Below are 21,315 nucleotides of genomic sequence, written 5' to 3' on the forward strand. Positions count from 1 at the left end.
GGTCCGTCACGGCGCCCGGCGCCGGACGACGGCAAAGCCCGCATGCCGGGCATGCGGGCGTGGGAACCGTGGCGCGGCGGCCGGTCACCCCCGTGGAGCAGGGAAGACGACCGTGCCGCCGTGCTGGAGCGTGTGGTAGACGCTCACCTGGTCGGTGAGTTGGAGCAGCGGGGCGTCCGGCGAGTGGTAGCGCCGCCAGTCGTTGCGGGAGCGGATCTGCGGCGAGCGCATGATCCGCTCCAGGGCGATCCCGGTCAGCGCGACGCTCCGGCGGCCCTCGGGCGCGCCGACGCGCAGCACCTTGCAGATGTCGTCGAGGTCGCCGCCGAGTTCGCGGGGTTCCCGCACGGGGGCGGGCTCCTGCTCCACCGGCACCAGTTCGACGCCGAGTCCGTCGAGCCCCCGCGGGTAGCGCTCGGCGAGGACCTCGCGGCCGCGCCGGTCCGCCATCAGCAGACCGGCGCCGGCCAGCGCCTCGGCGTCGGGGGCCTGGTGCGCCGTGGTGCCGCAGCAGATCACCACGGCTCCGGCGATGAGCGCGGCGAGGTCGGCGACCACGTACTCGGGGCCGCTGAGGGCGTAGATCGCCACCCGTTGCTGCCACTCACCGGGCTGCGGCCCGATCCGCTCGGCCAGTGCGACGGCCGATCGCAGCAGGTCGCCGTAGGTCACCGAGCGGTCGATCACCCCGTCGGCCCCCATCACCTGCACGGCGGCGGTCGGGTTGCGCCAACCGCGGTCCAGCACACCTTCCAACCAGCGCACGAAGTCCCCCCAACGTCGACAGCTGACTATATGTCTGACACATCACCAGTTCGAACGACAAGACCGCGCGGTTCGAGCAGGAACTGCGTGTAGTTGCCCTCGTGCGGTACCCCCGGGACGGAGTCCCAGGGCAGCGCCGCCCCCACGGTCACCTTGCGCACCCCCGGCTCGCGCAACGCCGCCTCCACCAGCCCCGGCCGGTCGGTCAGCAGGTTGAGCACCAGCGAGCCGCCCAGCGGGGCCGTCCCGTCCGCCTCCCGCCAGGGTGCCACCACCAGGAACGGGAACGGGAGTTCGGTGCCCACCGCGGGGTGGCCGGCCCGGTCGGCGGACAGCACCAGCGGACGGGCCCGGAACGCCCCGCCCGGCAGCGGCTCCAGCCACTCGCCGCCGTGGTGGACGGCGGTGTGGTCGCGCAGCCCGGCCCGCAGCGCGTCCACCTGGCGGCGCAGGCCCTCGGCGCGGGACGCCTCCAGGACCGGCAGCTCCTCCGGGGCGGCGTGCGCCGCGTACAGCCGGGCGGCCAGCGCGGCGGCCACCTCGGCGACCGGGCGCGAGGTCAGCACCGCGGAGAGGTTGTTGCAGCGGGTGCCGCCGTCGATCGCGGCGGAGGCCGCCAGGTGGCCGACCAGCTCCTCGGTGGGATCGGCGTCCAGCAGGGCCTTGGTGCGGCCCGGCCCGCGGGTGGTCACCTTCGCCGAGCCGTGCCAGCGGCGCACCGCGGCGTCCCCGCCGTACACGATGCCCCGGTCGGCCTGCTCCAGCAGGAACTCCCCGGTCGCGTGCGGCCCGGGCAGGAAGGCCAGCCGGTGCGCGGGCAGGCCGGCGGCCAGCAGCGCGGCGGCCAGCCGGCGCGGGGTGAACGGGTCCCGGCCGCCGGGGCGCACCAGCACCGCGTAGCCGTGGTACAGCGCCTGCGCCCAGGTGGTGTGCGGGGCCGGGTGGTTGCTGGCCATCACCGCGGCGAACAGCCGCCCGGCCGGCGCCCAGCGCACCTCGTGCGCCGGGCCGAGCCGCCCGGCGGGCAGCTCGGCCGCGGTGGTCGCGGCGAAACCCGCCAGCTCCTCGCGGATCAGCGCGGTGGCCGCGCGCACCGACCCGGCGGGCAGCCCGGTGGCGGCGGTGACCCGGCGCAGGTACTCGGCCGGGTCCTCGCCGTCCAGCTCCGCCTCGGCGAACAGCCGGCCGGCCAGCGGGAAGACCGCCGGGTCCGGCGCCAGCCCGTCGGCCTTGCGGCGCAGCACCGCCAGCGCGGCCTGGGCGGCCAGCCGGGGCGCCTGGCCGAGGTCGGCGAGCGGGGCGCCGTGCACGTCGGTCAGCGCGACCCGGTCCAGGCTGGCGGAGGTCCGGCCGGCCACCAGCGGGTCGACGGTCACCGGCGCGGTGACGGTGGTCATCAGTACACCCCCTCGATGACCTTGACGTCGTCCAGGCTGGCCAGCGTTCCGACCTCGGCGAGGCCGTCGACGGCCCCGCCCGGCACCGGGGCGACCCGGATCGCGGTGTCCCGCTCCAGGACGTTCGGCAGGAACGTCTCCTCGGTCAGCACGTGCAGCCGCACCCGGCCGCGCTCGCCGTACGCCACCGGCTCGCCGTCCGCGCCGAGCAGGTCGATCCGCACGCTCTCCGGGTGCGGCTCGAAGACGCAGCCGTGCGCGTCCTCGGCGCGCCGCGGCCGCTGCGGGGCCACGCCCATCAGGGTGTTGCCGTAGACGCCGACCAGCGCGACGCCGGGGAACAGCACCTCCTCCACCTGGCGCAGGCTCTCCGGGCTGAACGAGGTGCCGGCCCAGAGGATCGCCTCGATCCGCTCGCTCACCAGGTCGTACAGCTCCGGGCGGGCGGCGATCGCCTCGATCAGCGGCGGGGTGGTGGACAGCACCTTCACCGGCTGCGAGCGCAGGATCTCCAGCAGCTGGTCCAGCAGGTGCTGGACGTAGCGGGCGGCCAGCTCGCCGTCGCCGGAGGCGATCAGCTTCTTCACCCAGCGCGGGTCGAAGTCCACGGTGTGGAAGACGCCCGGGCCCAGCGACGCGTACGTGGCGCAGTCGAAGCCGAAGACGTGCGGGCCGGTCGGGCCGAGGTGCGCCCAGTCGGCGGGCGCGGGGACGCCCTGGGCGCGCAGCCGGCGCTCGGCCCACTCCAGGGTGCGCAGCCGGGCGCCGCCGTCCACGACCCGCTTGGGGGCGCCGCTGGTGCCGCCGGACTCGTACACCCGGTACTGGCGTTCGGCCAGGCCGCGCGGGACCAGGTCGGCCACCGGGACGTCGCGCAGCTCCCCGCTGAGGTCGGGGAAGCGGGCCAGGTCGGCGGCGGTGCGCACGTCGCGCAGCGGGTCGAGGCCGAGCCGGGGCAGCCGCTCCAGCCAGAACGGGGCGCCGGTGTCCGGGCCGAAGTGCCAGGCCATGGCGGCCCGGACGTGCTCGTCGGAGAAGGGCTCGTGGCCGAGGGGTCCGATGTTCATCGCGCGGCCCCCACGGCGGCCTCGTCGGCCTCGTCGGCGGGGAAGCCCATGGAGAGGGCGAGTTCGCGGCCGCGGTCGAGGTCGGCCCGGACGGCGTCCAGCTTCTGGCCGAAGAACTGCACGGTGTCCGCGCCCAGCGGCACCCGCAGCGGCGGCTCCTGCTGCCCGCCGAGGGCGAGGATGGCGGCCACCGCCCGGCGCGGGTCGCCGGCCTGCTGGTGGTTGTGGCCGTCGGCCCAGGTGCGGATGCGGCCCGAGGTCTCGGCGTAGTCCTCGATGACCGTGGCGGGGCGGCGCAGTGACGAACCGTCCAGGAAGTCGGTGCGGAACAGGCCGGGCTCCACCAGGGTCACCCTGACGCCCAGCGGGGCGAGTTCGGCGGCCAGCGACTCGGAGAGGCCCTCGACGGCGAACTTGGTCGCCGCGTAGACGCCCCAGCCGGGCTTGGCGCTGAAGCCGAGCAGCGAGCTGAGGTTGATCACGTGGCCGGAGCGGCGGGCCCGCATGGCGGGCAGCACCGCGCGGGTCACCGCGAGCAGGCCGAAGACGTTGGTCTCGAAGACCCGGCGGACCTCCTCGTCGGCGGCCTCCTCGACGGCGCCGAGCAGACCGTGGCCGGCGTTGTTGACCAGGACGTCGATGCGGCCGAAGCGGGACACCGCGTGCTCGGCGACCTGGCGGGCGCGGGCCTCGTCGGTGACGTCGAGCTCGGTGATCAGCAGCCGGTCCTCGACGTCCTGGAAGTCGCGGTCGGCGAACTCCTTGGCCAGCGTCGCCGTGGTGCGGGCCGTCGCGACGACCGTGTCGCCGTTGTCGAAGGCCTGCCGGGCGAGTTCCAGTCCGAATCCTCTGGACGCACCGGTGATGAACCAGACAGTCATGAAACCCCTCCGCAGGGAAATCTCGTGCGAATTTCCAGGGCCGTTCACCGGATTCCGCGGCGGTGACGCGGCGGAATTCCTGCGGTGAACGGCGGGCAGTGCCCCGGCAAAGGTCTGCTCCGGATCGTCCGGATAGCTCCGGCGGCCCTCACTGTAACCTCAACGGGACGGGATGGTAAGACCCCCGCAAACCGGTGTTCACCTGTTCGGCGAAATCCGGCGCGGGGGTCTGGTGCCGGTGTTGCGGTGTTCGTGCGGTGTTCGTACGGTGACGCGGGATCAGCGACCGGCGTGCAGGGCGGCCAGGATGCCGTCCCAGAGCGCGACGCGGGCGGCCAGCGCGCGGTTGATGACCACGGCGCACTGCTCCCACTTGACCTCGTCGTCGCCGCACAGGTCGGCGAGCATCTGCATGGCCATCGGGGTGTGCTGCTCGCCGTCCACCTCGATGTGGCGGGCCAGGTAGTCGCGGAAGGTGCCGAGGGTGCCGCTCTGCTCGTCGATCGCGATGACCCGGTCGAACATGTCCGGAATCAGGTCCTCGCGGCCGAAGGCGAAGGCGGCGGCCTGGCAGTGCAGCGGCTCCTCGTCGATGATGCCCCAGGTCACGGCCATGAACTCGGCCGAGGGGAGCGGGATCCCGGCGGCCTCGGCGGCCTCGTTCACCGCCCGGCCCTCGCCCAGCAGGGCCAGGAAGGCGTCCACGGCGGTGCGGTCCGCGCCGGACTGGGTCATGCCGTTCAGGTAGAGCTCGAAGTGGCTGATGAAGCCGCCGTCCAGCTCGTCGCTCTCCTCCACCAGCACGATGTCGTTGATCAGCCGGCGGCTGTCGGGCAGCGCCGTGGGCAGCCACGGCAGCTCGACGCAGGTCAGGCCGCGCTGCAGGGACTTGAGCAGCGACATGAAGTCCCAGACCGCGTAGACGTGGTGGGTCATGAAGGTGTTGACGTCCTGGACCGACTTCAGTTCGTGGTAGACCGGGTGGGAGACCACCGCGTCGCGGGTGGTCGCGATCTGCTGCTTGAGCTGCTCGATGCCGTCGTGGGTCTTGCCCCAGTCGTAGCGGGTCATGGCGGACCTCTCTCTCCTCGGAACGGATGGAATTCGGGGGCGTGCGGGGAAAGCGGGTGAATCGGAAAGGGCGAAACGCGGGGGGACCCGGGGGGAACGGGCGGGCCTTGCGGGACGCAATGCGCACGGGCTCGGAACGGAACTCCGGCACCCATTCCACGGGTGTTCACGGGGTGCTGCCGGTGACCTTCCGATCGGCCGGCGAACTCAACGTAGACCCGCGCCCGGCGAACCGATAAGGGCCAAATGCGGATCGCCCCAGGGACCATTGGCGCGTCCCCGGGGCCGCGACCGGTACCGGTCCGAATGGCCCCCTGCGGCAGGGCGGATGTGGCCCTGGCCGCACCTCGGCGAGGCGTGGGAGCGTCCGGATCCCGTTACCGAACCCGACGACCGAGGGGGGAAGCCCCATGTCCAGTCTCGACGCGGCTACCGCGACCATCCTGCTCGCGCTCGCCGTCATCATCACCGCCGGCGGCCTGCTGGCCCGACTCGCCGTACGTTTCGGCCAGCCACCGGTGATCGGTGAGATCGTGGCCGGCATCCTGCTCGGCCCCACCCTCCTCGGGCTGCTGCCCGGGGACCTGACGCACGCGCTGTTCCCGACCTCGGCCCGGCCGATGCTGGGGGTGCTGGCCAACATCGGCCTGGTGCTCTTCATGTTCGGCGTCGGCTACGAGCTCGACCTGAAGGCGGTCCTGCGGACCCGGTCGACGGCGCTGGCGGTGGCGGGGGCCTCGATCCTGCTGCCGCTGGGCCTGGGGGTCGGGCTCGGGGCCCTCCTCTACCCCTGGCACCGGGACGCGCTCGGGGGCGGCGTCTCCGCGACCTCGTTCGCCGTCTTCCTGGGCGTGGCGATGTCCATCACCGCGTTCCCCGTGCTGGCCCGGATCCTGACCACGTTCCGGTTGGGCTCCTCCAACCTGGGCGCGCTGGTGATGACCTCGGCGGCGGTGGCCGACCTGGTCGCCTGGTCGATGCTGGCCCTCGTCGTGACCTTCGTCAGCGGGGACTCGGCGCACCACGCGCTGTGGACCACCGGTGGGGTACTGCTGTTCGCGGTGCTGCTGGCGACGGTGGTGCGGCCGCTGCTCGGGCGGCTGCTGACCACCCCGCTGATGCGGCGAAGTTCCGGCACCTCGGTGATGCTGACCCTGGTGGTGCTGATCCTGCTGGCCTCCTGGGCCACCACCCGGCTCGGCTTCCATCCGATCTTCGGCGCGTTCGCGGTCGGTGTGATCGTGCCGCGCGCGGAGCTCCAGCGGGTGGCGCCGGAGGTGCCGCTGCTGATCGAGCAGAGCAGCCGCTGGCTGGTGCCGGTGTTCTTCATCACCGCCGGGCTGAACGTGGACATCGCCGGCCTCGGTGGCCGGGGCGTTCTGGAACTCGCCGCGGTCGCACTGGTCGCCTGCCTCGGCAAGTTCGGCGGCGCGACGGCCGCGGCCCGGCTGTCCGGAATGGACCTGCGGCAGGCCTCGGCCGTCGGCGTGCTGATGAACACCCGGGGTCTGACCGAACTGGTGGTCCTCCAGGTGGGCCTGTCCATCGGGGTGCTCGACACCTCGCTGAACACCTCGATGGTCATCATGGCGGTGCTGACGACGGCCGTCGCCCCGCCGCTGTTCCGCCGGATCTACAAGGGCGAGCCCGGTGCCGTGCCGACCACGGAGAGCCCGGTCGAGAGCGCCTCGTCCAAGGAGAAGGTGATCCAGACCACCGGGTAGCCCTTGGCCAACTCCTTGGCGTACCACTCGGTGTACTCCCTCGCGAAGTCCGCCGGGTCCCGCCCGAGCCAGCCGTAGCCGATCCGGTCCACGTCCTCCCGGGTCGCGGTCTCGAACGGGCGGGTCTCGACGGAGAGCACCTTCGCCACCGCGAACACGGTGGGGGCCCCGTAGCGGGGCCCGTAGGTCAGCCGGATGTGGTCGGCGGAGGCGATCCGCCGGCCCCAGGCGACGCTCCGGGGGCGCGGCTCCAGGGTCTTGCGGCCCGCCAGGATGTCCTCCACGGCGTCCTTGAAGAACTTGACGGCCGGCAGTTCGGCGAGGTCCTGCTGGGCTTTTGAGGTCGTCATGGCTTGCTCCCAACTCTCTTCCGTACGTGGCGAGTTGATCAATCGGTCCGATGGCCCGGCGGTGCGGGCGGTCAGCGTAGCAGCCCCCGCACCGGGCAAGTGGCCCACCGGATCGCACTGCGAATGGACCATTTGACTGGGCCGGTCTGCTCCTAGGCTGGCACCGTCACCGCCTCGGACGCCACCCGGCGGCCGACACGAGTGAAGGTCTGACGAACGTGATTGACGACGACGTACTGCCCCCGGCCGGCCGGTGGCCCGCGGGCCCGGCCGCCGCCCTGCGGCTGCTGGACGCGCCGCCCACCCCGGGCCGGGTCCGTGTCCTGGACGACGACGAACTCGCCCGCCTCGACGGCCACGCCCAGGCCGAGCTGGTCCGCGGCGGCGAGCTCACCGCCGCCGAACTCGCCGAGGCCGCCATCGCCCGGATCGAGCGGATCGACGCCCGGCTCAACAGCGTCACCGTCCGGCGCTTCGCCCGGGCGCTCGCCGAGGCCCCCGCGGCCCAGGCCGCGTCCGGCCCGCTGGCCGGCGTACCGATGCTGCTCAAGGACCTCGGCCCGACCTGCGCGGACGCCGAGGCCACCGCCGGCTCGGCGTTCCTGGCCGGCTTCGTGCCCGGCGGCGAGGACGCCGAACTGGTCCGCCGCTTCCGCCGGGCCGGGCTGGTCATCCTCGGCAAGGCCCGCACCGCCGAGTTCGGTGTCCTGCCCACCACCGAACCCCGGCACGGCGGCCCCGCCGTCAACCCCTGGGTGCCCGGCCGCTCCACCGGCGGCTCCAGCGGCGGCTCGGCCGCGGCCGTCGCCGCCGGACTCGTCCCCGTCGCCCACGCCAACGACGCCGGCGGCTCCATCCGCATCCCCGCCTCCTGCTGCGGCGTCTTCGGCCTCAAGCCCACCCGCGCCCGCACCCCGCTCGGCCCCGGCGTCGGCGACCTGATGAACGGCCTCGCCTGCGAGCACGTGGTCACCCGCTCGGTGCGCGACAGCGCCGCCGTCCTGGACGCCACCGCCGGCCCGGACCTCGGCGACCCCTACCCGGCGCCGCCCGCCGAACCCGGCGCCTTCCTGCGCGCCGCGCTCGCCGGCCCCGGCCGGCCGCTGCGGATCGCGGTCTCCCTGCGGCCCGCCGCCGGCGGGAGCGTCCACCCCGAGTGCGCCGCCGCGGTCGACGCCACCGCCCGGCTCTGCGCCGAACTCGGCCACCACATCGTCGGCCAGGACCCGCCCGTCGGGTTCGCCGACCTGGCCGAGCCCTTCCTGACCGTCTGGGCCGCCGGCGTCTCCTCGGCCATCGGCGCCTTCGCCGCGCTCAGCGGACGCACCCCGCGCCCCGAGCACTTCGAGGACCTCACCTGGCACCTGTACGAGCGGGGCCGCACCGCCCCCGCCGCCGACTACCTGCTCGCCGTCGGCACCCTCCAGCGCGCCGCCCGCGCCCTGGCCCGGGCCCACGAGTCGTACGACCTCCTGCTCACCCCGGTGACCGCCGAGCCGGCCCCGCCGCTCGGCACCTTCGCCACCGGCAGCCCCGAACAGCAGATGTGGCGGGCCGTCGAGTTCGCCCACGAGACCCCGCTCGCCAACCTCACCGGCCAGCCCTCGATGTCCGTCCCCCTGTACACCGGGCGCGGCGGACTGCCGATCGGCGTCCAGTTCACCGGACGCTACGGCGCCGACGCCCTGCTCCTCGCCCTGGCCGGACAACTGGAACGCGCCCGCCCCTGGGGCCGGCGCCTGCCGCGCGCCACCACCGACCACCTCCCGGAGGCAACGCCATGACCACCGTCCCGTCCCGGACCCCGCTCACCGCCACCACCGACCCGCGCGTCGAGCAGGTCCTCGCCGAGATCCACCGCCGCGCCGACCGCAACGACAAGACCGCGATGGAACGCGCCCTCGCCACCGTCGCCGACTGGGACACCCCGCCCACCGTCGCCGAGACCACCGAACTCTGCGGCGAGGCCGCGCTCCCGCTGCACCCCGACACCGGCTCCCTGCTGTACGTCCTCATCCGCGCCCTGCGCCCCGCCCGGGTCGTCGAGTTCGGCACCTCCTTCGGCGCCTCGCTGATCTGGATCGCCGCCGCCCTGCGCGACAACGGCGACGGCGGCACCGTCATCGGCTCCGAACTGCACCCCGTCAAGACCGTCCGCGCCCGCGACAACCTCGCCCGGGCCGGCCTCGCCGACCACGCCACCGTCCTGGAGGGCGACGCCCGGCAGACCCTCGCCCGGATCGACGGCCCGGTCGACCTGCTCCTGCTGGACGGCTGGAAGGACCTCTACCTGCCCGTCCTGCGGCTCCTCGAACCCTCGCTGCGGTCCGGCTCGCTGGTCCTCGCCGACAACCTGCCGCTGCTGCCGCAGGACTACCTCGACCACGTCCGCACCCCGGCCCACGGCTACGCCTCGGCGAGCCTGCCGGTCGGCGACGGCATCGAGCTCTCCACCCGCACGCCCTGAAGCACTCGCACCCCGCACCCCCTGAAACACTCACCTGGAGTAACGACCCCATGTCCCTGCTCGCCACCCCCCGGCTCCGCTACGTCGCCGCGCTCGCCCCGATGATCTGGGGCACCACCTACTACGCCACCTCGGAGTGGCTGCCGCCGGACCGGCCGCTGTTCGCGGCCCTGCTCCGGGCCCTGCCCACCGGCCTGTTACTGCTCATCGGGCGCGACACCCTGCCGCGCGGCGAGTGGATCTGGCGCTCCCTCGTCCTCGGCGCGCTCAACATCGGCGCCTTCTTCGCCCTGCTGTTCGTCGCCGCCTACCGGCTGCCCGGCGGCCTCGCCGCGATGGTCCAGTCGATCCAGCCGCTGATCGTCATCCTGTTCGCCGCCGTCCTGCTCGGCGCCGCCGTCCGCCCGCTCCAGGTCGTCGCCGCCGTGCTCGGCGCGGTCGGCGTCTCCGTCCTGGTGATCAAGTCCGCCGTCCAGCTGGACGGCATCGGGGTGGCCGCCGCGCTCGCCTCCGCGGTCTCGATGTCCGCCGGCATCGTGCTCACCAAGCGCTGGGGCCGTCCGGCGCCGCTGCGGATCTTCACCGCCTGGCAGCTGATCGGCGGCGGCCTGGTGCTGCTGCCGATCACCCTCGCCTTCGAGGGCGTGCCCACCTCGCTCACCCTCACCAACGGCCTCGGCTACGCGTACCTGTCGCTGATCGGCGCGGCCCTCGCGTACGCCCTCTGGTTCCGCGGGGTGGAGCAGTTCCAGCCGTCCGCGCTGGCCTTCTTCGCCCTGCTCAGCCCGGTCGTCGCGGCCATCGTCGGCTACCTGGCGCTCGACCAGGGCTTCACGGCCTGGCAGTTCGGCGGCATGGTGCTGGTCCTCGCGGCCATCGCCTTCGGCCAGTTCGGCGCGGCCCCGCCGAAGGCCGCACCGGTCGCCGAGCCGGCGGCCGGGCCCGACACCGAGCAGGCGGCAGGGCCCGCCGCATCCGACCCGCAGACGCCCGCACCGGTGGCCGTCGGCGCCCCGTCCGGCCGGAACTGACGCCGCCCGGCGCCGGCCCCGTTCCAAGGGAGGACCAGATGAGCGAGACCCCGCCGCACGAGACCCGCCACCGGATCGGGATCATCGGCGCCGGCGCCGCCGGCACCCTCGCCGCCGCCCGCCTGCTGCGCGAGGCGGACCGGCGCGGCCTGCCGGTCGACGTCCACCTGCTGGACCCGTCCGAGCACACCGGCCGCGGACTCGCCTTCGGCACCCGCGACCCGCGCCACCTGCTCAACGTCCCCGCCGGACGGATGAGCGCCCACCCCGACGACCCCGACCACTTCCTGCGCTGGCTGGCCGCGAACGGCGAGGACGCCGACCCGGCCGGCTACCGCCCCCGGATGCGGTACGGCGACTACCTCGCCGACGTCCTCGCCGAGGCGGCCCGCACCGCCGCGTACGGGCGGCTGCGCCGCGAACGCGCCCGGGTGACCGGGCTGGACGGCGGCCCGGCCGGCGCGGGCGTGACGCTCGCGCTCGGCCGGGGCCGCCGGCTGGACGTGGACGCGGTCGTCCTGGCCATCGGCCACCTGCCGCCCGACCTGCGCTGGGCGCCCGCCGAACTGCTCCACTCCGCGGCCTTCGTCCGCCACCCGTGGGCGCCCGGCGCGCTGCGGGCCGTCCGGCCGGACGCCGACGTGCTGCTCGTCGGCACCGGGCTGACCATGGTCGACGTCGCGCTGACCCTCGACCGCCCCGGCCGGGTGATCCACGCGGTCTCCCGGCACGGCTACCTGCCCCAGCCGCACGCCGCCGCGCCCGTCCCCGCCGCCGCGCCGCCCAGCCCCGACTTCGCGGGCCTCGCCCAGCTGCGCCGTCAGGTCCTGCGGCACATCGCCGCCACCCGGCGCAGCCACGGCGACTGGCGCTCCGGCGTGGACAGCCTGCGCCCGATCACCCAGCGGCTCTGGCAGGCCCTGCCGCCCGCCGACCGGGAACGCTTCCTCCGCGAGGACCTGCGGATCTGGGAGGTCCACCGCCACCGCATCCCGCCCGCCACCGGGGCCGCCCTCCAGGCCGTGCGCCGCGCCGGACGCCTCCGGGTCGCGGCCACCGAGGTCACCGCGGTCACCCCGCACGGCGACCTGCTGCTGGTCCGGCTCGCCGACGGCCGCACCCTGCGGGTCGGCGCCGTCGTCAACTGCACCGGCGCCCAGGCCGATCCCCGCCACAGCGCCGACCCCCTGCTCGCCGGCCTGCTCGCCACCGGCACCGCCCGCCCGGGCCCCTGCGGCCGCGGCCTCGACACCTGGGACGACGGCCTCCTGCGTCCCGACGGGGGCCGGCTCCACCCGGCCCTCTGGGCGCTCGGCCCGGTCCGCTCCGGCAACCTCCTCGAATCCACCGCCATCCCCGAACTCCGCACCCAGGCCGCCCACCTCGCCACCACCCTCCTCGCCACCCTCCCGGCCCCCGCGCTGACCCCCTGACCCCCTGACCCCCGCGCCCCACCGCGTGCGCCCACCCCCCTCGGGCGGCGCGCGGTGGGGCGCGGTGCTGCCGCGCCCGCCCTGGCAGACTCGCGGGATGGGTGAGATCGAGATGGACGGGCTGCCCGCCGGGGTGGGCGCGGTGGCGGCGCTGGGGATGCTCAACTACGGGCACTTCACGACCATGCGGGTGGTGGACGGCCGGGTGCGGGGTCTGCGGCTGCACCTGGAGCGGCTGCGGCGGGACTGCCGGGTGGTGTTCGGCACGGAGCCGGACGAGGAGGAGGTGCGCCGGCGGGTACGGGCGGTGCTGCCGGCGGCGGGGGAGGTGATCGTGCGGGTGACCGTGTTCGACCCGGGGCTGGGTCTGGAGCGCCCGGGCGCGGTGGCCGAGCCGGGCCTGCTGGTGACGACCCGTCCGGCCGGCGCGTCCCGCCCGGAGCCGCTGCGGGTGCGGACGGTGGCGTACGAGCGGGAGCTGCCGCAGGTGAAGCACGTCGGCCTGTTCGGCCTGGTGCGGCACCGGCGGATGGCCCAACTGGCGGGCTACGACGACGCGTTGCTGGTGGACGGCCGGGGCCGGGTGACCGAGGGGGCGACCTGGAACGTCGGGTTCCTCGACGGGCGGGGGCTGGTGTGGCCGGAGGGCGCGGCCCTGCCCGGGGTGACCGCGGCGCTGCTGGCGCAGGCCCACGGCGGCCCGCAGCGGCGCGTGCCGGTGGCGGTGGGCGAGCTGGGCCGCTTCGAGGCTGCGTTCGCGGTGAACGCGGGGGTCGGGGTGCGCCCGATCGCGCGGATCGACGGGACGGAGTTCGACGCCGGTCACCCGGCGCTGGGGCTGCTGGGGCGGGAGTACGCGGCCGTGGCGGGAGAACCCGTCTGAGGGGGTGGGGCTAACCCCACCGGAGGCCCGCCGGTGGCCCGCATGGTCCGGGCCGTGCCGCTCTCCTAGCGTGGAACTCGTCGCCGATCAGCAGGATTTCACCAGGAAGGCACCCTCATGGCCCGCCGGCAGGACCGTACGCCCCAGCCCGAGCAGCACCGCAGCGCCCTCCCCGGGGCGGCGATCGAACTGCGCGGGGTCCGCCGCAGCTACGGCCGCGGGGAGGAGACCGTGCACGCCCTGCGCGGGGTCGACCTGGCGCTGCCGCACGGAAGTTTCACGGCGGTGATGGGGCCCTCCGGCTCCGGCAAGAGCACCTTCCTGCAGTGCGCGGCGGGTCTGGACCGGCCGACCTCGGGGGAGGTGTTCCTGGGCGGCGAGGAGATCACCGGGCTCGGGGAGAACCGGCTGACCGAGCTGCGTCGCAGCCGGATCGGCTTCGTCTTCCAGTCCTTCAACCTGCTGCCCTCGCTGACCGTCCAGCAGAACGTCCTGCTGCCGCAGCGCCTCGCCGGGGAGCGCCAGGACCGTTCCCGGGCCCGGGAGTTGCTGGCCCAGGTGGGTCTGGCCGAGCACGGCGCCCGGCGCCCGGGCCAGCTGTCCGGCGGGCAGCAGCAGCGGGTGGCGATCGCCCGGGCGCTGATCACCCGCCCGGACGTGGTGTTCGCGGACGAGCCGACCGGCGCGCTGGACACCCGGACCGCGCACGAGGTGCTGGGCCTGCTGCGGCACGCCGTGGACACGCTCGGCGCGACCGTGGTGATGGTGACCCACGACCCGGTGGCCGCCTCCGCCGCCGACCGGGTGGTCTTCCTGGCGGACGGCGCCCTGGCCGGCGAGCTGCGCGACCCGGACCCGCGGACCGTCGCCGACCGGATGGTGGCCCTGACCGCCGCCGTCGCCCGGCCGTACGGCACGGCGGGCGTGGCGGGCACGGCGGGTGTGGCGGGCATGGCGGCGTGAGCGACGGACCCGCCCGGGCCCCGGCCCGCCGCGCGGCCCGTACGGCCCAGGGGGCTGGACCGAACGGGTGGTGATGGCAGCCGGGGGCCCGGCGAGTGCGGTCCGGGGCCGGGGCGTGGGGCTAGGCTCTCGCCTCCACCCCCGTCCGACCACCCCCGTCCCCTCGGCCGTGGCCTCCGCGCCCGGCCGTCCGTGTCCGTCCGTCCGTGTCCGTCCGACCACGTCCGTCGGACCGTGCCGCAGGGAGCAGCCCGCCCATGAGCAGTGCCGAACGTCCCGTCCCCCGTTGGCCGTTGTCGCTGTTCCGGGCGGCCGCGAGCGTGCTCGGCGGGCTCGGGCTGGTGCAGACGATGCTGGCCGGCAGCTTCCTGAACGGGCACTTCGAGTCCTTCCACGCCCATGAGGTGACCGCGCGGGCGGTGCTGGCCGGGGCGGTCGTCCAGCTGGTGGCGGCGGCGCTGCTGCACCGGGTGGGCCGGGGCCCGGGGTGGCCGGTGGGCCTGTCGGCGGCGCTGCTGGGCGCCGTGCTGGCGCAGATCGCCGCCGGGTACGGCCGGGCGGTGGGGGTGCACGTGACGCTCGGGGTGCTGCTGTTCGGCGGGATCCTGCTGGGCCTGGTCGGGGCGTGGCGGGAGCGGCCGCCGGCCGTACCGGTAGGCGGAAGTGACGAAGGGTCGGCGGACGGGCGGCTGCCCAGGCCGGCCGGCCCGGTCGAGGTGGCCAAGTGACCCGGCCGGGGGGCGATCGGCGGGTGTCCCGGCGGCGCTTCCTGCGGCTGGGGGCCGTCGGCCTCGGGGCGGGCGCGGCGGTGGCGGTGGGCGGTCCGGTGGCGGCGCGGCTGCTGTCCGAGGCCCGGCCGGGGCTGCTGCTGCCGAGCGAGGTGGAGCCGCCGCCGGCGTTCGGGCGTCCGTTCGTCGTGCCGCCGGTGCTGGCGCCGGTGGCCGCCGACGCCGCGGGCGACCACTACGAGCTGGTGCAGAAGCCGGTCCGGCTGGAGATCCTGCCGGGACTGCCGACCGAGGTGTGGACGTACGGCGGCAGCTTCCCGGGGCCGACGGTGGTGGCCCGGGCGGGGCGGCCGGTGGTGGTGCGCCACCGCAACGAGCTGCCGGTGCCGGTCACCGTCCACCTGCACGGCGGCCACACCCCGGCGGACAGCGACGGCTACCCGATGGACCTGCTCCACCCGGTCGGCACGGCGGTCCCGGCCTGGTCCGCGCAGGAGGCCCGCCCGGCCCACCGGGAGCACGCCGGCCGCACCGGGCAGGTCTCGGTCGGCGAGCGCACGTACACCTATCCGGGGCAGCAGCGGGCGGCCACCCTCTGGTACCACGACCACCGGATGGGGTTCACCGGGCAGGTGGTCTGGCACGGGCTGGCCGGCTTCCACCTGGTCCACGACGAGGAGGAGGACGCGTTGCCGCTGCCGCGCGGGGAGCGCGACCTGCCGGTGATGCTCGCCGACCGCTCCTTCGCCGAGGACGGCTCCTTCCGCTACCCGGCGGCGGACGAGCGGCAGGGGGTCACCGAGGACTACCTGAACGGGGTGCTCGGCGACGTGATCCTGGTCAACGGCACGCCCTGGCCGGCCCTCGCGGTGGACCGGGCCCGCTACCGGCTGCGGCTGCTGAACGGCGCCAACACCCGGCTGTTCCGGCTGGAGCTGGACCCGCAGCCGCCCGGCGGCGGCGCGCTGGTGCAGATCGGCAGCGACGGCGGCCTGCTGGAGGCCCCCCTCGCGCACGACACCCTCGACCTCGCGCCCGCCGAACGCTTCGACGTGGTGGTCGACTTCGCCCGCTACCCGGCCGGCACCCGGGTGCGGCTGATGAACCGCTTCGGCAGCGACCGCACCACCGAGGTGATGTGCTTCGACGTCTCCGGGCGGGCGGTGCGCGACGACTCGGCGGTGCCCGCGCGGCTCTCCCGCTTCGATCGCCTCGACCCGGGGGCCGTGGCGGCCACCCGCACCTTCGCCTTCCGCCGCAGCCGCCGGTACGGCTGGGCGATCAACAACCTGCCGTACGAGCCGGGGCGCCCGCTGGCCCGGCCGGCCCTGGGCTCCACCGAGATCTGGCGGTTCACCACCGACGTCCACCACCCGGTGCACGTCCACCTGAACCACTTCCAGGTGCTCTCGCGCGACGGCGGCGACCCGGGGCCGTACGACGCCGGGTGGAAGGACACCGTGGACCTGCGGCCCTCGGAGACCATGGAGGTGCTGGTGCGCTTCACCGACCACCCGGGGACGTACATGCTGCACTGCCACAACCTGGAGCACGAGGACACCGCGATGATGGGTGACTTCGTGGTGGAGTGACGGTGCGGGGCCGGTGCGGGTCGATCACCCGGTCGGCCCAGCGGAACGGTCCCGGCGTGCCGCGGCGGCCACCCTCGCCTAGCGTCGAGGAGTCCCCGTCGGCCGGACCGAGGAGCAGCCATGACCACCCCCGAGGAACGCCGCCGCCGGGGCCGCGCCGCCCGTGACCGGGTGCCACGCTCCGCGCACGGCCGCTGGATCCCGGCCGCCGACCGGCCGGACCCGATCGCGGTGCTGGAGCGCCAGGGCGCCCACCGGGTGACAGAGCTGCTGCCGCTGCGCTACGGGCGGATGGCGGAGTCGGAGTTCGCGTTCCTGCGCGGCGCGGCGGCGGTGATGGCGGCCGACCTCGGGGCGATCCCCAACACCGGGCTGACCGTCCAGCTCTGCGGCGACGCCCACCTGCTGAACTACGGCGTGTACGCCTCCCCGGAACGCGCCCTGCTCTTCGACCTCAACGACTTCGACGAGACCTTCCCCGGCCCCTTCGAGTGGGACGTCAAACGGCTGGCCGCCAGCGTGGCCGTAGCCGCCCGCTCCAACGGCCACGACGAGGAACAGGTGCGCCGCGCCGCGCTGGCCGCCGGGCACGGCTACGCCGCCGCGATGCGGGTCCTCGCCGACATGGGCGAGCTGGAGGTCTGGTACGCCCGGATCGACACCGCCGACCTGCTCCCGCTGCTCGACAAGGCCAAGCAGCGCCGCCAGGTGGAGGAGAACCTGGCCAAGGCCCGGCGGCGCACCAGCCTGCAGGCCTTCGGCAAACTGACCGAGGTGCGGGACGGCCGCCGGCGCATCATCAGCGACCCGCCGCTGATCGAGCCGCTGGACGACCGGGAGCTGACCTTCGTCGGCAAGGTCTTCAGCGACTACCGGGGCACCCTCGCCGAGGACCGCAGGGTCCTGCTGGACCGCTACCGCTTCGTCGACGCCGCCCGCAAGGTGGTCGGCGTCGGCAGCGTCGGCACCCGCTGCTTCATCATCCTGCTGGAGGGCCGGGACGAGCGGGACCCGCTGTTCCTCCAGGTCAAGGAGGCCACCGCCTCCGTCCTGGAGGAGCACCTGCCCAGGACCGCCGATCCCGCCGCCGAGGCCCCGCTCGCCCACGGCGGGCGCCGGGTGGTCACCGGCCAGCGCCTGATGCAGGCCGCCAGCGACATCTTCCTCGGCTGGACCACCGGCGCGGCCGGGCGCCACTTCTACGGCCGCCAGCTGCGCGACATGAAGGGCTCCGCCGAGGTCACCGGCATGAAGCCGACCGGCCTGCGCCGCTACGCCGAACTGTGCGGCCGCACCCTGGCCCGCGCCCACGCCCGCTCCGGCGACCGCCTCGCCATCGCCGGCTACCTGGGGGCCAACGCCGACACCTTCGCCGAGGCGATCGCCGACTTCTCCGTCCTGTACGCCGACATGACCGTCGCCGACCACGCCGCCCTCTGCGCCGCGATCGACGACGGCACGCTCAAGGCCCGCCGGGGGATGTGACGGGCCCGGCTCCCGGCCTCGGCTCACGGCTGCTCAGACGGCCGCCGTGCCGCGGGGGAGGACGGGCGCGGTGAGCGAGGGGTCGACGAGGACGGGCTCCTCGGCGCGGGTGCGGGCCAGGGCCGCCGGGTCCAGGACGGCGACGGCGAGGCCGGGGTCGGCCTCGCCGGCGTCCGCGAGGAGGGTGCCGTCCGGGGCCCAGACGGCGCTGCCGCCGCAGCCGTGGTACGGGCCGCCGGGGCCGCTGTGGTTGGCGAGCAGCACGTAGGCGGTGTTGTCCATGGCACGGGCGGGGAAGAGCACGGCCCGCTGGCGGGCGCCGCCGCCGCGGCCGAACATCGCGCCCACCAGGTAGGCGTGGCAGCCGTCCAGGGCGGCGGCCCGGGCGTGCTCGGGGAAGCCGGAGTCCCAGCAGATGCCGAGGCCGAGCCGCCAGCCGTCCAGGACGAGGGTGCCGCCGTGACCGCCGGGCCGGAAGCCGGCGGCCCGCTCCGAGGGGGTCACGTGCTGCTTGTCGTACCGCGCGGCGGGGCGGCCGTCACGGCCGAGGGCCAGCGCGGAGATCCGCAGCCCGCCGCCGTCGGCGTCGAGGGCGGGGGCGCCGGCCACCACGGCGGTGCCGGTGGCGGCGCAGGCCTCGGCCAGCGGGTCCAGCCGGGGGTCGTCGCCGTCCAGGGCGTACGTGCCGGGGGCCGCCGCGATGCCGTCGAGCTCGTACCCGGTGAGGAACAGCTCGGGCAGGACGAGCAGGCCGGCGCCCCGGTCGGCGGCCCGGCGGACCAGGTCGGCGGCGGTGGCGACGTTCGCGCCGACGTCCAGGGCGGCGCAGGCCGCCTGGCCGGCGGCGAGGGTGAGCGGGGCGGTGGGCGGCGCATGAAGATCGTTCATGTCCGCCCAACCTACCCCGCCCCGCGACCGGCCGGGTAGGGCCGGCGTTCGAGAACCGCCCGGGTCAGCCGGCCGGGGCCAGCAGCCGCAGCGCGCCCGGGGCGACGGCCACCTCGACGGGCAGGGCGGCGATGAACTCGCCGTCGGCGTAGGCGTTCAGGCCGGGTGACTCGATCCGCAGCGAGCGCACCCGATGGGTGGTGACCTGTGGGTGGTGGATGTGGGTGCCCTTGAAGACGGTGGGGAAGAACCGGGCTATTCGCAGTCGGGGCATCGCCGCGACCAGGGTGACGTCCAGCAGGCCGTCGGCCGGGTCCGCGGCGGGGCAGATGTGCATGCCGCCGCCGTAGCTGCGGGTGTTGCCGATCGCGGCCAGGGTGAGGTCCCGTTCGATGACGGTGCCGTCGTCCAGGACCAGCCGGTACGGCAGCGGGCGCAGGTTGGCGAACTCGACCAGGATGGCCAGGTTGTAGCGCATCCGCCCGTGCGGCCAGCGCAGCCGGTTGGCGCGGTCGCTGACCAGGGAGTCGAAGCCGGTGGCGAGGACGGAGCCGAAGTACCGGGTGGCGCCGTTGGCCGCGGTGATCCGGCCGAGGTCGACCCGGCGGGCGGCCCCGGCGGCGATCACGTCGGCGGCGGCCTCGGGGTCGCCCAACGGCAGCCCGAAGGAGCGGGCGTGGTCGTTGCCGGTGCCGGCCGGGACGAGGCCGAGCGGGACGCAGGTGCCCGCGAGCGCCTGGATGCCGAGGTTGACCATGCCGTCCCCGCCGACGACGACCAGCGCGTCCACGTTGTCGGCGACGGCGTCCCGGGCGATCCGGGTGGCGTCGGCGGCGTCGGCCCCGGTGCGTTCGACGACCTCGACGCCGAGCGCGCGCAGCCGGGCGACGGCCCGCCGGCCGGCGGGCGCGGCGTGGCCGACGCCCGCCGTCGGGTTGGTGAGGACCGTGACCCGTCTCATGGGATCAGCTTCCCGGGGTTGAGGATGCCCGCCGGGTCCAGCTCGGCCTTGACCGCGCGCAGGACGCGCACGCCCAGCTCGCCGACCTCCCCGGTCATCCACGGGCGGTGGTCGGTGCCGACGGCGTGGTGGTGGGTGATGGTCCCGCCGGCGGCGAGGATGGCGTCGCCGGCGGCCTGCTTGGCGGCGCCCCACTGGGCGAGCGGGTCGGTGCCCATCGCGGCGACCACGGTGAAGTACAGCGAGGCGCCGGCCGGGTAGACGTGCGAGATGTGGCACAGCACCAGGGCGCCGGGCAGCGCCTCGGTCAGCGCCGTGGTGACGGCGAACCGCAGCGCGGCCAGCTGCCGCCAGGAGGTGGCGGTCTCCAGGGTCTCGCAGAGCGCGCCGGCCGACAGCAGCGAGTCGCGCAGGTACGGGGCGTTGAACCGGCCGTGCTCCCAGGCGAGCGCCGGGGCCTCGCCCAGCGAGCGTCCGCCGGCCGCGAGCAGCAGCGCACGGGTGGCCCCGTGGCGGGCGGCGACCTGCTCGGCGGTGCCCTCGAAGACGGTGACGGCCAGGCAGCCGCTGACCTCGGAGGAGCCGCCGATCCTCTCGGTCATCGCCAGGTTGACGGCGGTCTCGGCCTCGTCGGAGAGCCGGATCACGGTGACGCCGGGGCCCTGCTGGGCGACGGCCCGCAGGGCGGCCGCGCCGGTGGTGAAGTCGGGGAAGCTCCAGGCCTCGTGGGCCTTGGCGGCGGGGAGGGCGTGCACCCGCACCCGGACGGCGGTGATGACGCCGAGGGTGCCCTCCGAGCCGAGGAACAGCTCGCGCAGGTCCGGGCCGGCGGCCGAGGCGGGGGCGCGGCCGAGGTCCATGACGCCGGCGGGGGTGACCACGCGCAGACCGAGCACCATGGCGTCGAAGCGCCCGTACCCGGCGGAGTCCTGGCCGGAGGAGCGGGTGGCCGCGAAGCCGCCGATGGTGGCGAAGCGGAAGCTCTGCGGGTAGTGGCCGAGCTCGTGGCCGCGGGCGCCCAGCAGCTCCTCGGCGGCCGGGCCGGTGAGTCCGGCGCCGAGCAGCGCCGTGCCGGACTCCTCGTCCAGATCGAGGAGTTCGTCGAAGCGGCGCAGGTCGAGCGAGATCACGCCGGCGAAGCCCGTACGGACCGGGTCCAGTCCGCCGACCACGCTGGTGCCGCCGCCGAACGGGACCACGGCGATCCGGCGCTCGGCGCAGACGGCCAGCAGGGCGGCGACCTCGTCCTCGCTGCCGGGCAGCACCACGGCGTCCGGCGCGTCCTGCTCGGCCCGGGAGCGGCGGCGCAGCAGGTCGGGGGTGGACTTGCCGCCGGCCCGGGGCAGGCGGTCGGCGTCGGCGGCGGAGACGTGGGCCTCGCCGACGACCGCGGTGAGCGCCGCGAGGTCCTCGGCGGTGAGCGCGCAGGGGCGGAGCACGACGTCGTCGGCGGCGGGGCCGGACTCGGCGGGGCCGGTGACGCCCAGCGCGGCGGCCAGCAGGCCCAAGACGTCCTCGGAGAGCTCCTTGGCGAGCGCCGGGTCGCCCCAGGCGTCCCACTTCATCGGGGGGAGCGGCAGGACGGCGCCTGCGGGGCGGTCTGGTGCGTTCTCGGGTGCCATGCGTTAC

19 protein-coding genes are annotated in these 21,315 nt (G+C 75.5%); 10 read left to right on the plus strand and 9 right to left on the minus strand.

Annotated features, from left to right (window positions below):
- Positions 1-84: 84 nt before the first annotated feature.
- The 5 genes from ACWEQL_RS05195 to ACWEQL_RS05215 all read right to left on the minus strand — a co-directional run bounded on the left by ACWEQL_RS05195 (position 85) and on the right by ACWEQL_RS05215 (position 5,181).
- A complete protein-coding gene (locus ACWEQL_RS05195; protein WP_452148794.1) occupies positions 85-765 on the minus strand; it encodes a hypothetical protein in 681 nt (226 codons plus the stop codon).
- A gap of 26 nt (positions 766-791) precedes the next feature.
- Positions 792-2,162 (minus strand): aldehyde dehydrogenase family protein, encoded by a 1,371-nt coding sequence (locus ACWEQL_RS05200; RefSeq protein WP_452148795.1) that lies wholly within the window; start codon positions 2,160-2,162, stop codon positions 792-794.
- Entirely contained in the window at positions 2,162-3,229 is a 1,068-nt protein-coding gene (locus ACWEQL_RS05205; protein ID WP_452148796.1) for a phenazine biosynthesis protein, read from the minus strand. Before ACWEQL_RS05205 ends, ACWEQL_RS05200 begins: the two co-directional genes overlap by 1 nt.
- On the minus strand, positions 3,226-4,110 hold the full coding sequence (locus ACWEQL_RS05210) for an oxidoreductase (protein ID WP_452148797.1): 885 nt from the start codon (positions 4,108-4,110) through the stop codon (positions 3,226-3,228). The genes ACWEQL_RS05205 and ACWEQL_RS05210 overlap by 4 nt, the downstream gene beginning before the upstream one ends.
- 279 nt (positions 4,111-4,389) lie before the next feature.
- Positions 4,390-5,181 carry a DUF3050 domain-containing protein gene (locus tag ACWEQL_RS05215; protein WP_452148798.1) on the minus strand — a complete coding sequence of 264 codons (792 nt, stop codon included), beginning with the start codon at positions 5,179-5,181 and terminating at the stop codon, positions 4,390-4,392.
- A 410-nt stretch (positions 5,182-5,591) separates the two neighbouring features.
- On the opposite strand from ACWEQL_RS05215, the gene ACWEQL_RS05220 reads away from it, so the two are divergent.
- On the plus strand, positions 5,592-6,905 hold the full coding sequence (locus tag ACWEQL_RS05220) for a cation:proton antiporter (RefSeq protein ID WP_452148799.1): 1,314 nt from the start codon (positions 5,592-5,594) through the stop codon (positions 6,903-6,905).
- On the opposite strand, the gene ACWEQL_RS05225 is transcribed toward ACWEQL_RS05220, so the two are convergent.
- Entirely contained in the window at positions 6,815-7,255 is a 441-nt protein-coding gene (locus tag ACWEQL_RS05225) for an ASCH domain-containing protein (protein WP_452148800.1), read from the minus strand. The two genes, ACWEQL_RS05220 and ACWEQL_RS05225, sit on opposite strands and share 91 nt — an antisense overlap.
- Positions 7,256-7,473: 218 nt before the next feature.
- On the opposite strand from ACWEQL_RS05225, the gene ACWEQL_RS05230 reads away from it, so the two are divergent.
- The 9 genes from ACWEQL_RS05230 (at position 7,474) to ACWEQL_RS05270 (ending at position 17,837) form a co-directional block, all read left to right on the plus strand.
- Complete coding sequence (locus ACWEQL_RS05230; protein WP_452148801.1) at positions 7,474-9,039, plus strand: amidase; 1,566 nt, start codon at positions 7,474-7,476, stop codon at positions 9,037-9,039.
- Positions 9,036-9,722 carry an O-methyltransferase gene (locus ACWEQL_RS05235; RefSeq protein WP_452148802.1) on the plus strand — a complete coding sequence of 229 codons (687 nt, stop codon included), beginning with the start codon at positions 9,036-9,038 and terminating at the stop codon, positions 9,720-9,722. The genes ACWEQL_RS05230 and ACWEQL_RS05235 overlap by 4 nt, the downstream gene beginning before the upstream one ends.
- Before the next feature lie 50 nt (positions 9,723-9,772).
- Complete coding sequence (locus ACWEQL_RS05240) at positions 9,773-10,753, plus strand: EamA family transporter (RefSeq protein ID WP_452148803.1); 981 nt, start codon at positions 9,773-9,775, stop codon at positions 10,751-10,753.
- A 38-nt stretch (positions 10,754-10,791) separates the two neighbouring features.
- Positions 10,792-12,186: an FAD/NAD(P)-binding protein gene (locus tag ACWEQL_RS05245; protein WP_452148804.1), complete on the plus strand. Its 1,395-nt coding sequence runs from the start codon at positions 10,792-10,794 to the stop codon at positions 12,184-12,186.
- Between the two features lie 97 nt (positions 12,187-12,283).
- Positions 12,284-13,069, plus strand: a complete 786-nt coding sequence (locus tag ACWEQL_RS05250; RefSeq protein WP_452148805.1) for an aminotransferase class IV — start codon at positions 12,284-12,286, stop codon at positions 13,067-13,069.
- A gap of 117 nt (positions 13,070-13,186) precedes the next feature.
- Entirely contained in the window at positions 13,187-14,032 is an 846-nt protein-coding gene (locus ACWEQL_RS05255; protein ID WP_452148806.1) for an ABC transporter ATP-binding protein, read from the plus strand.
- 257 nt (positions 14,033-14,289) lie between these two features.
- Positions 14,290-14,760: a hypothetical protein gene (locus tag ACWEQL_RS05260; RefSeq protein WP_452148807.1), complete on the plus strand. Its 471-nt coding sequence runs from the start codon at positions 14,290-14,292 to the stop codon at positions 14,758-14,760.
- Entirely contained in the window at positions 14,757-16,352 is a 1,596-nt protein-coding gene (locus ACWEQL_RS05265) for a multicopper oxidase family protein (protein ID WP_452148808.1), read from the plus strand. Before ACWEQL_RS05260 ends, ACWEQL_RS05265 begins: the two co-directional genes overlap by 4 nt.
- A 120-nt stretch (positions 16,353-16,472) precedes the next feature.
- On the plus strand, positions 16,473-17,837 hold the full coding sequence (locus ACWEQL_RS05270) for a DUF2252 domain-containing protein (RefSeq protein WP_452148809.1): 1,365 nt from the start codon (positions 16,473-16,475) through the stop codon (positions 17,835-17,837).
- 33 nt (positions 17,838-17,870) lie between these two features.
- Here ACWEQL_RS05270 and ACWEQL_RS05275 read toward each other — a convergent pair whose 3' ends face one another.
- The 3 genes from ACWEQL_RS05275 to ACWEQL_RS05285 all read right to left on the minus strand — a co-directional run bounded on the left by ACWEQL_RS05275 (position 17,871) and on the right by ACWEQL_RS05285 (position 21,308).
- Entirely contained in the window at positions 17,871-18,725 is an 855-nt protein-coding gene (locus ACWEQL_RS05275) for a carbon-nitrogen hydrolase family protein (RefSeq protein WP_452148810.1), read from the minus strand.
- A gap of 64 nt (positions 18,726-18,789) precedes the next feature.
- Positions 18,790-19,686 carry a diacylglycerol kinase gene (locus tag ACWEQL_RS05280; RefSeq protein ID WP_452148811.1) on the minus strand — a complete coding sequence of 299 codons (897 nt, stop codon included), beginning with the start codon at positions 19,684-19,686 and terminating at the stop codon, positions 18,790-18,792.
- Positions 19,683-21,308 carry an FAD-binding oxidoreductase gene (locus ACWEQL_RS05285; RefSeq protein WP_452148812.1) on the minus strand — a complete coding sequence of 542 codons (1,626 nt, stop codon included), beginning with the start codon at positions 21,306-21,308 and terminating at the stop codon, positions 19,683-19,685. The genes ACWEQL_RS05280 and ACWEQL_RS05285 overlap by 4 nt, the downstream gene beginning before the upstream one ends.
- Positions 21,309-21,315 lie beyond the last annotated feature (7 nt).

This window comes from Kitasatospora sp. NPDC004240, assembly GCF_053603215.1.

Excerpts from the sequence above, each read along its gene's own strand:
- ACWEQL_RS05215 (WP_452148798.1), bottom strand. The coding sequence starts at position 5,181 with ATGACCCGCTACGACTGGGGCAAGACCCACGACGGCATCGAGCAGCTC.
- ACWEQL_RS05245 (WP_452148804.1), top strand. The coding sequence starts at position 10,792 with ATGAGCGAGACCCCGCCGCACGAGACCCGCCACCGGATCGGGATCATC.
- ACWEQL_RS05260 (WP_452148807.1), top strand. The coding sequence starts at position 14,290 with ATGAGCAGTGCCGAACGTCCCGTCCCCCGTTGGCCGTTGTCGCTGTTC.
- ACWEQL_RS05240 (WP_452148803.1), top strand. The coding sequence starts at position 9,773 with ATGTCCCTGCTCGCCACCCCCCGGCTCCGCTACGTCGCCGCGCTCGCC.
- ACWEQL_RS05275 (WP_452148810.1), bottom strand. The coding sequence starts at position 18,725 with ATGAACGATCTTCATGCGCCGCCCACCGCCCCGCTCACCCTCGCCGCC.
- ACWEQL_RS05210 (WP_452148797.1), bottom strand. The coding sequence starts at position 4,110 with ATGACTGTCTGGTTCATCACCGGTGCGTCCAGAGGATTCGGACTGGAA.
- ACWEQL_RS05255 (WP_452148806.1), top strand. The coding sequence starts at position 13,187 with ATGGCCCGCCGGCAGGACCGTACGCCCCAGCCCGAGCAGCACCGCAGC.
- ACWEQL_RS05200 (WP_452148795.1), bottom strand. The coding sequence starts at position 2,162 with ATGACCACCGTCACCGCGCCGGTGACCGTCGACCCGCTGGTGGCCGGC.
- ACWEQL_RS05270 (WP_452148809.1), top strand. The coding sequence starts at position 16,473 with ATGACCACCCCCGAGGAACGCCGCCGCCGGGGCCGCGCCGCCCGTGAC.
- ACWEQL_RS05225 (WP_452148800.1), bottom strand. The coding sequence starts at position 7,255 with ATGACGACCTCAAAAGCCCAGCAGGACCTCGCCGAACTGCCGGCCGTC.
- ACWEQL_RS05205 (WP_452148796.1), bottom strand. The coding sequence starts at position 3,229 with ATGAACATCGGACCCCTCGGCCACGAGCCCTTCTCCGACGAGCACGTC.
- ACWEQL_RS05220 (WP_452148799.1), top strand. The coding sequence starts at position 5,592 with ATGTCCAGTCTCGACGCGGCTACCGCGACCATCCTGCTCGCGCTCGCC.
- ACWEQL_RS05285 (WP_452148812.1), bottom strand. The coding sequence starts at position 21,308 with ATGGCACCCGAGAACGCACCAGACCGCCCCGCAGGCGCCGTCCTGCCG.
- ACWEQL_RS05280 (WP_452148811.1), bottom strand. The coding sequence starts at position 19,686 with ATGAGACGGGTCACGGTCCTCACCAACCCGACGGCGGGCGTCGGCCAC.
- ACWEQL_RS05250 (WP_452148805.1), top strand. The coding sequence starts at position 12,284 with ATGGGTGAGATCGAGATGGACGGGCTGCCCGCCGGGGTGGGCGCGGTG.
- ACWEQL_RS05235 (WP_452148802.1), top strand. The coding sequence starts at position 9,036 with ATGACCACCGTCCCGTCCCGGACCCCGCTCACCGCCACCACCGACCCG.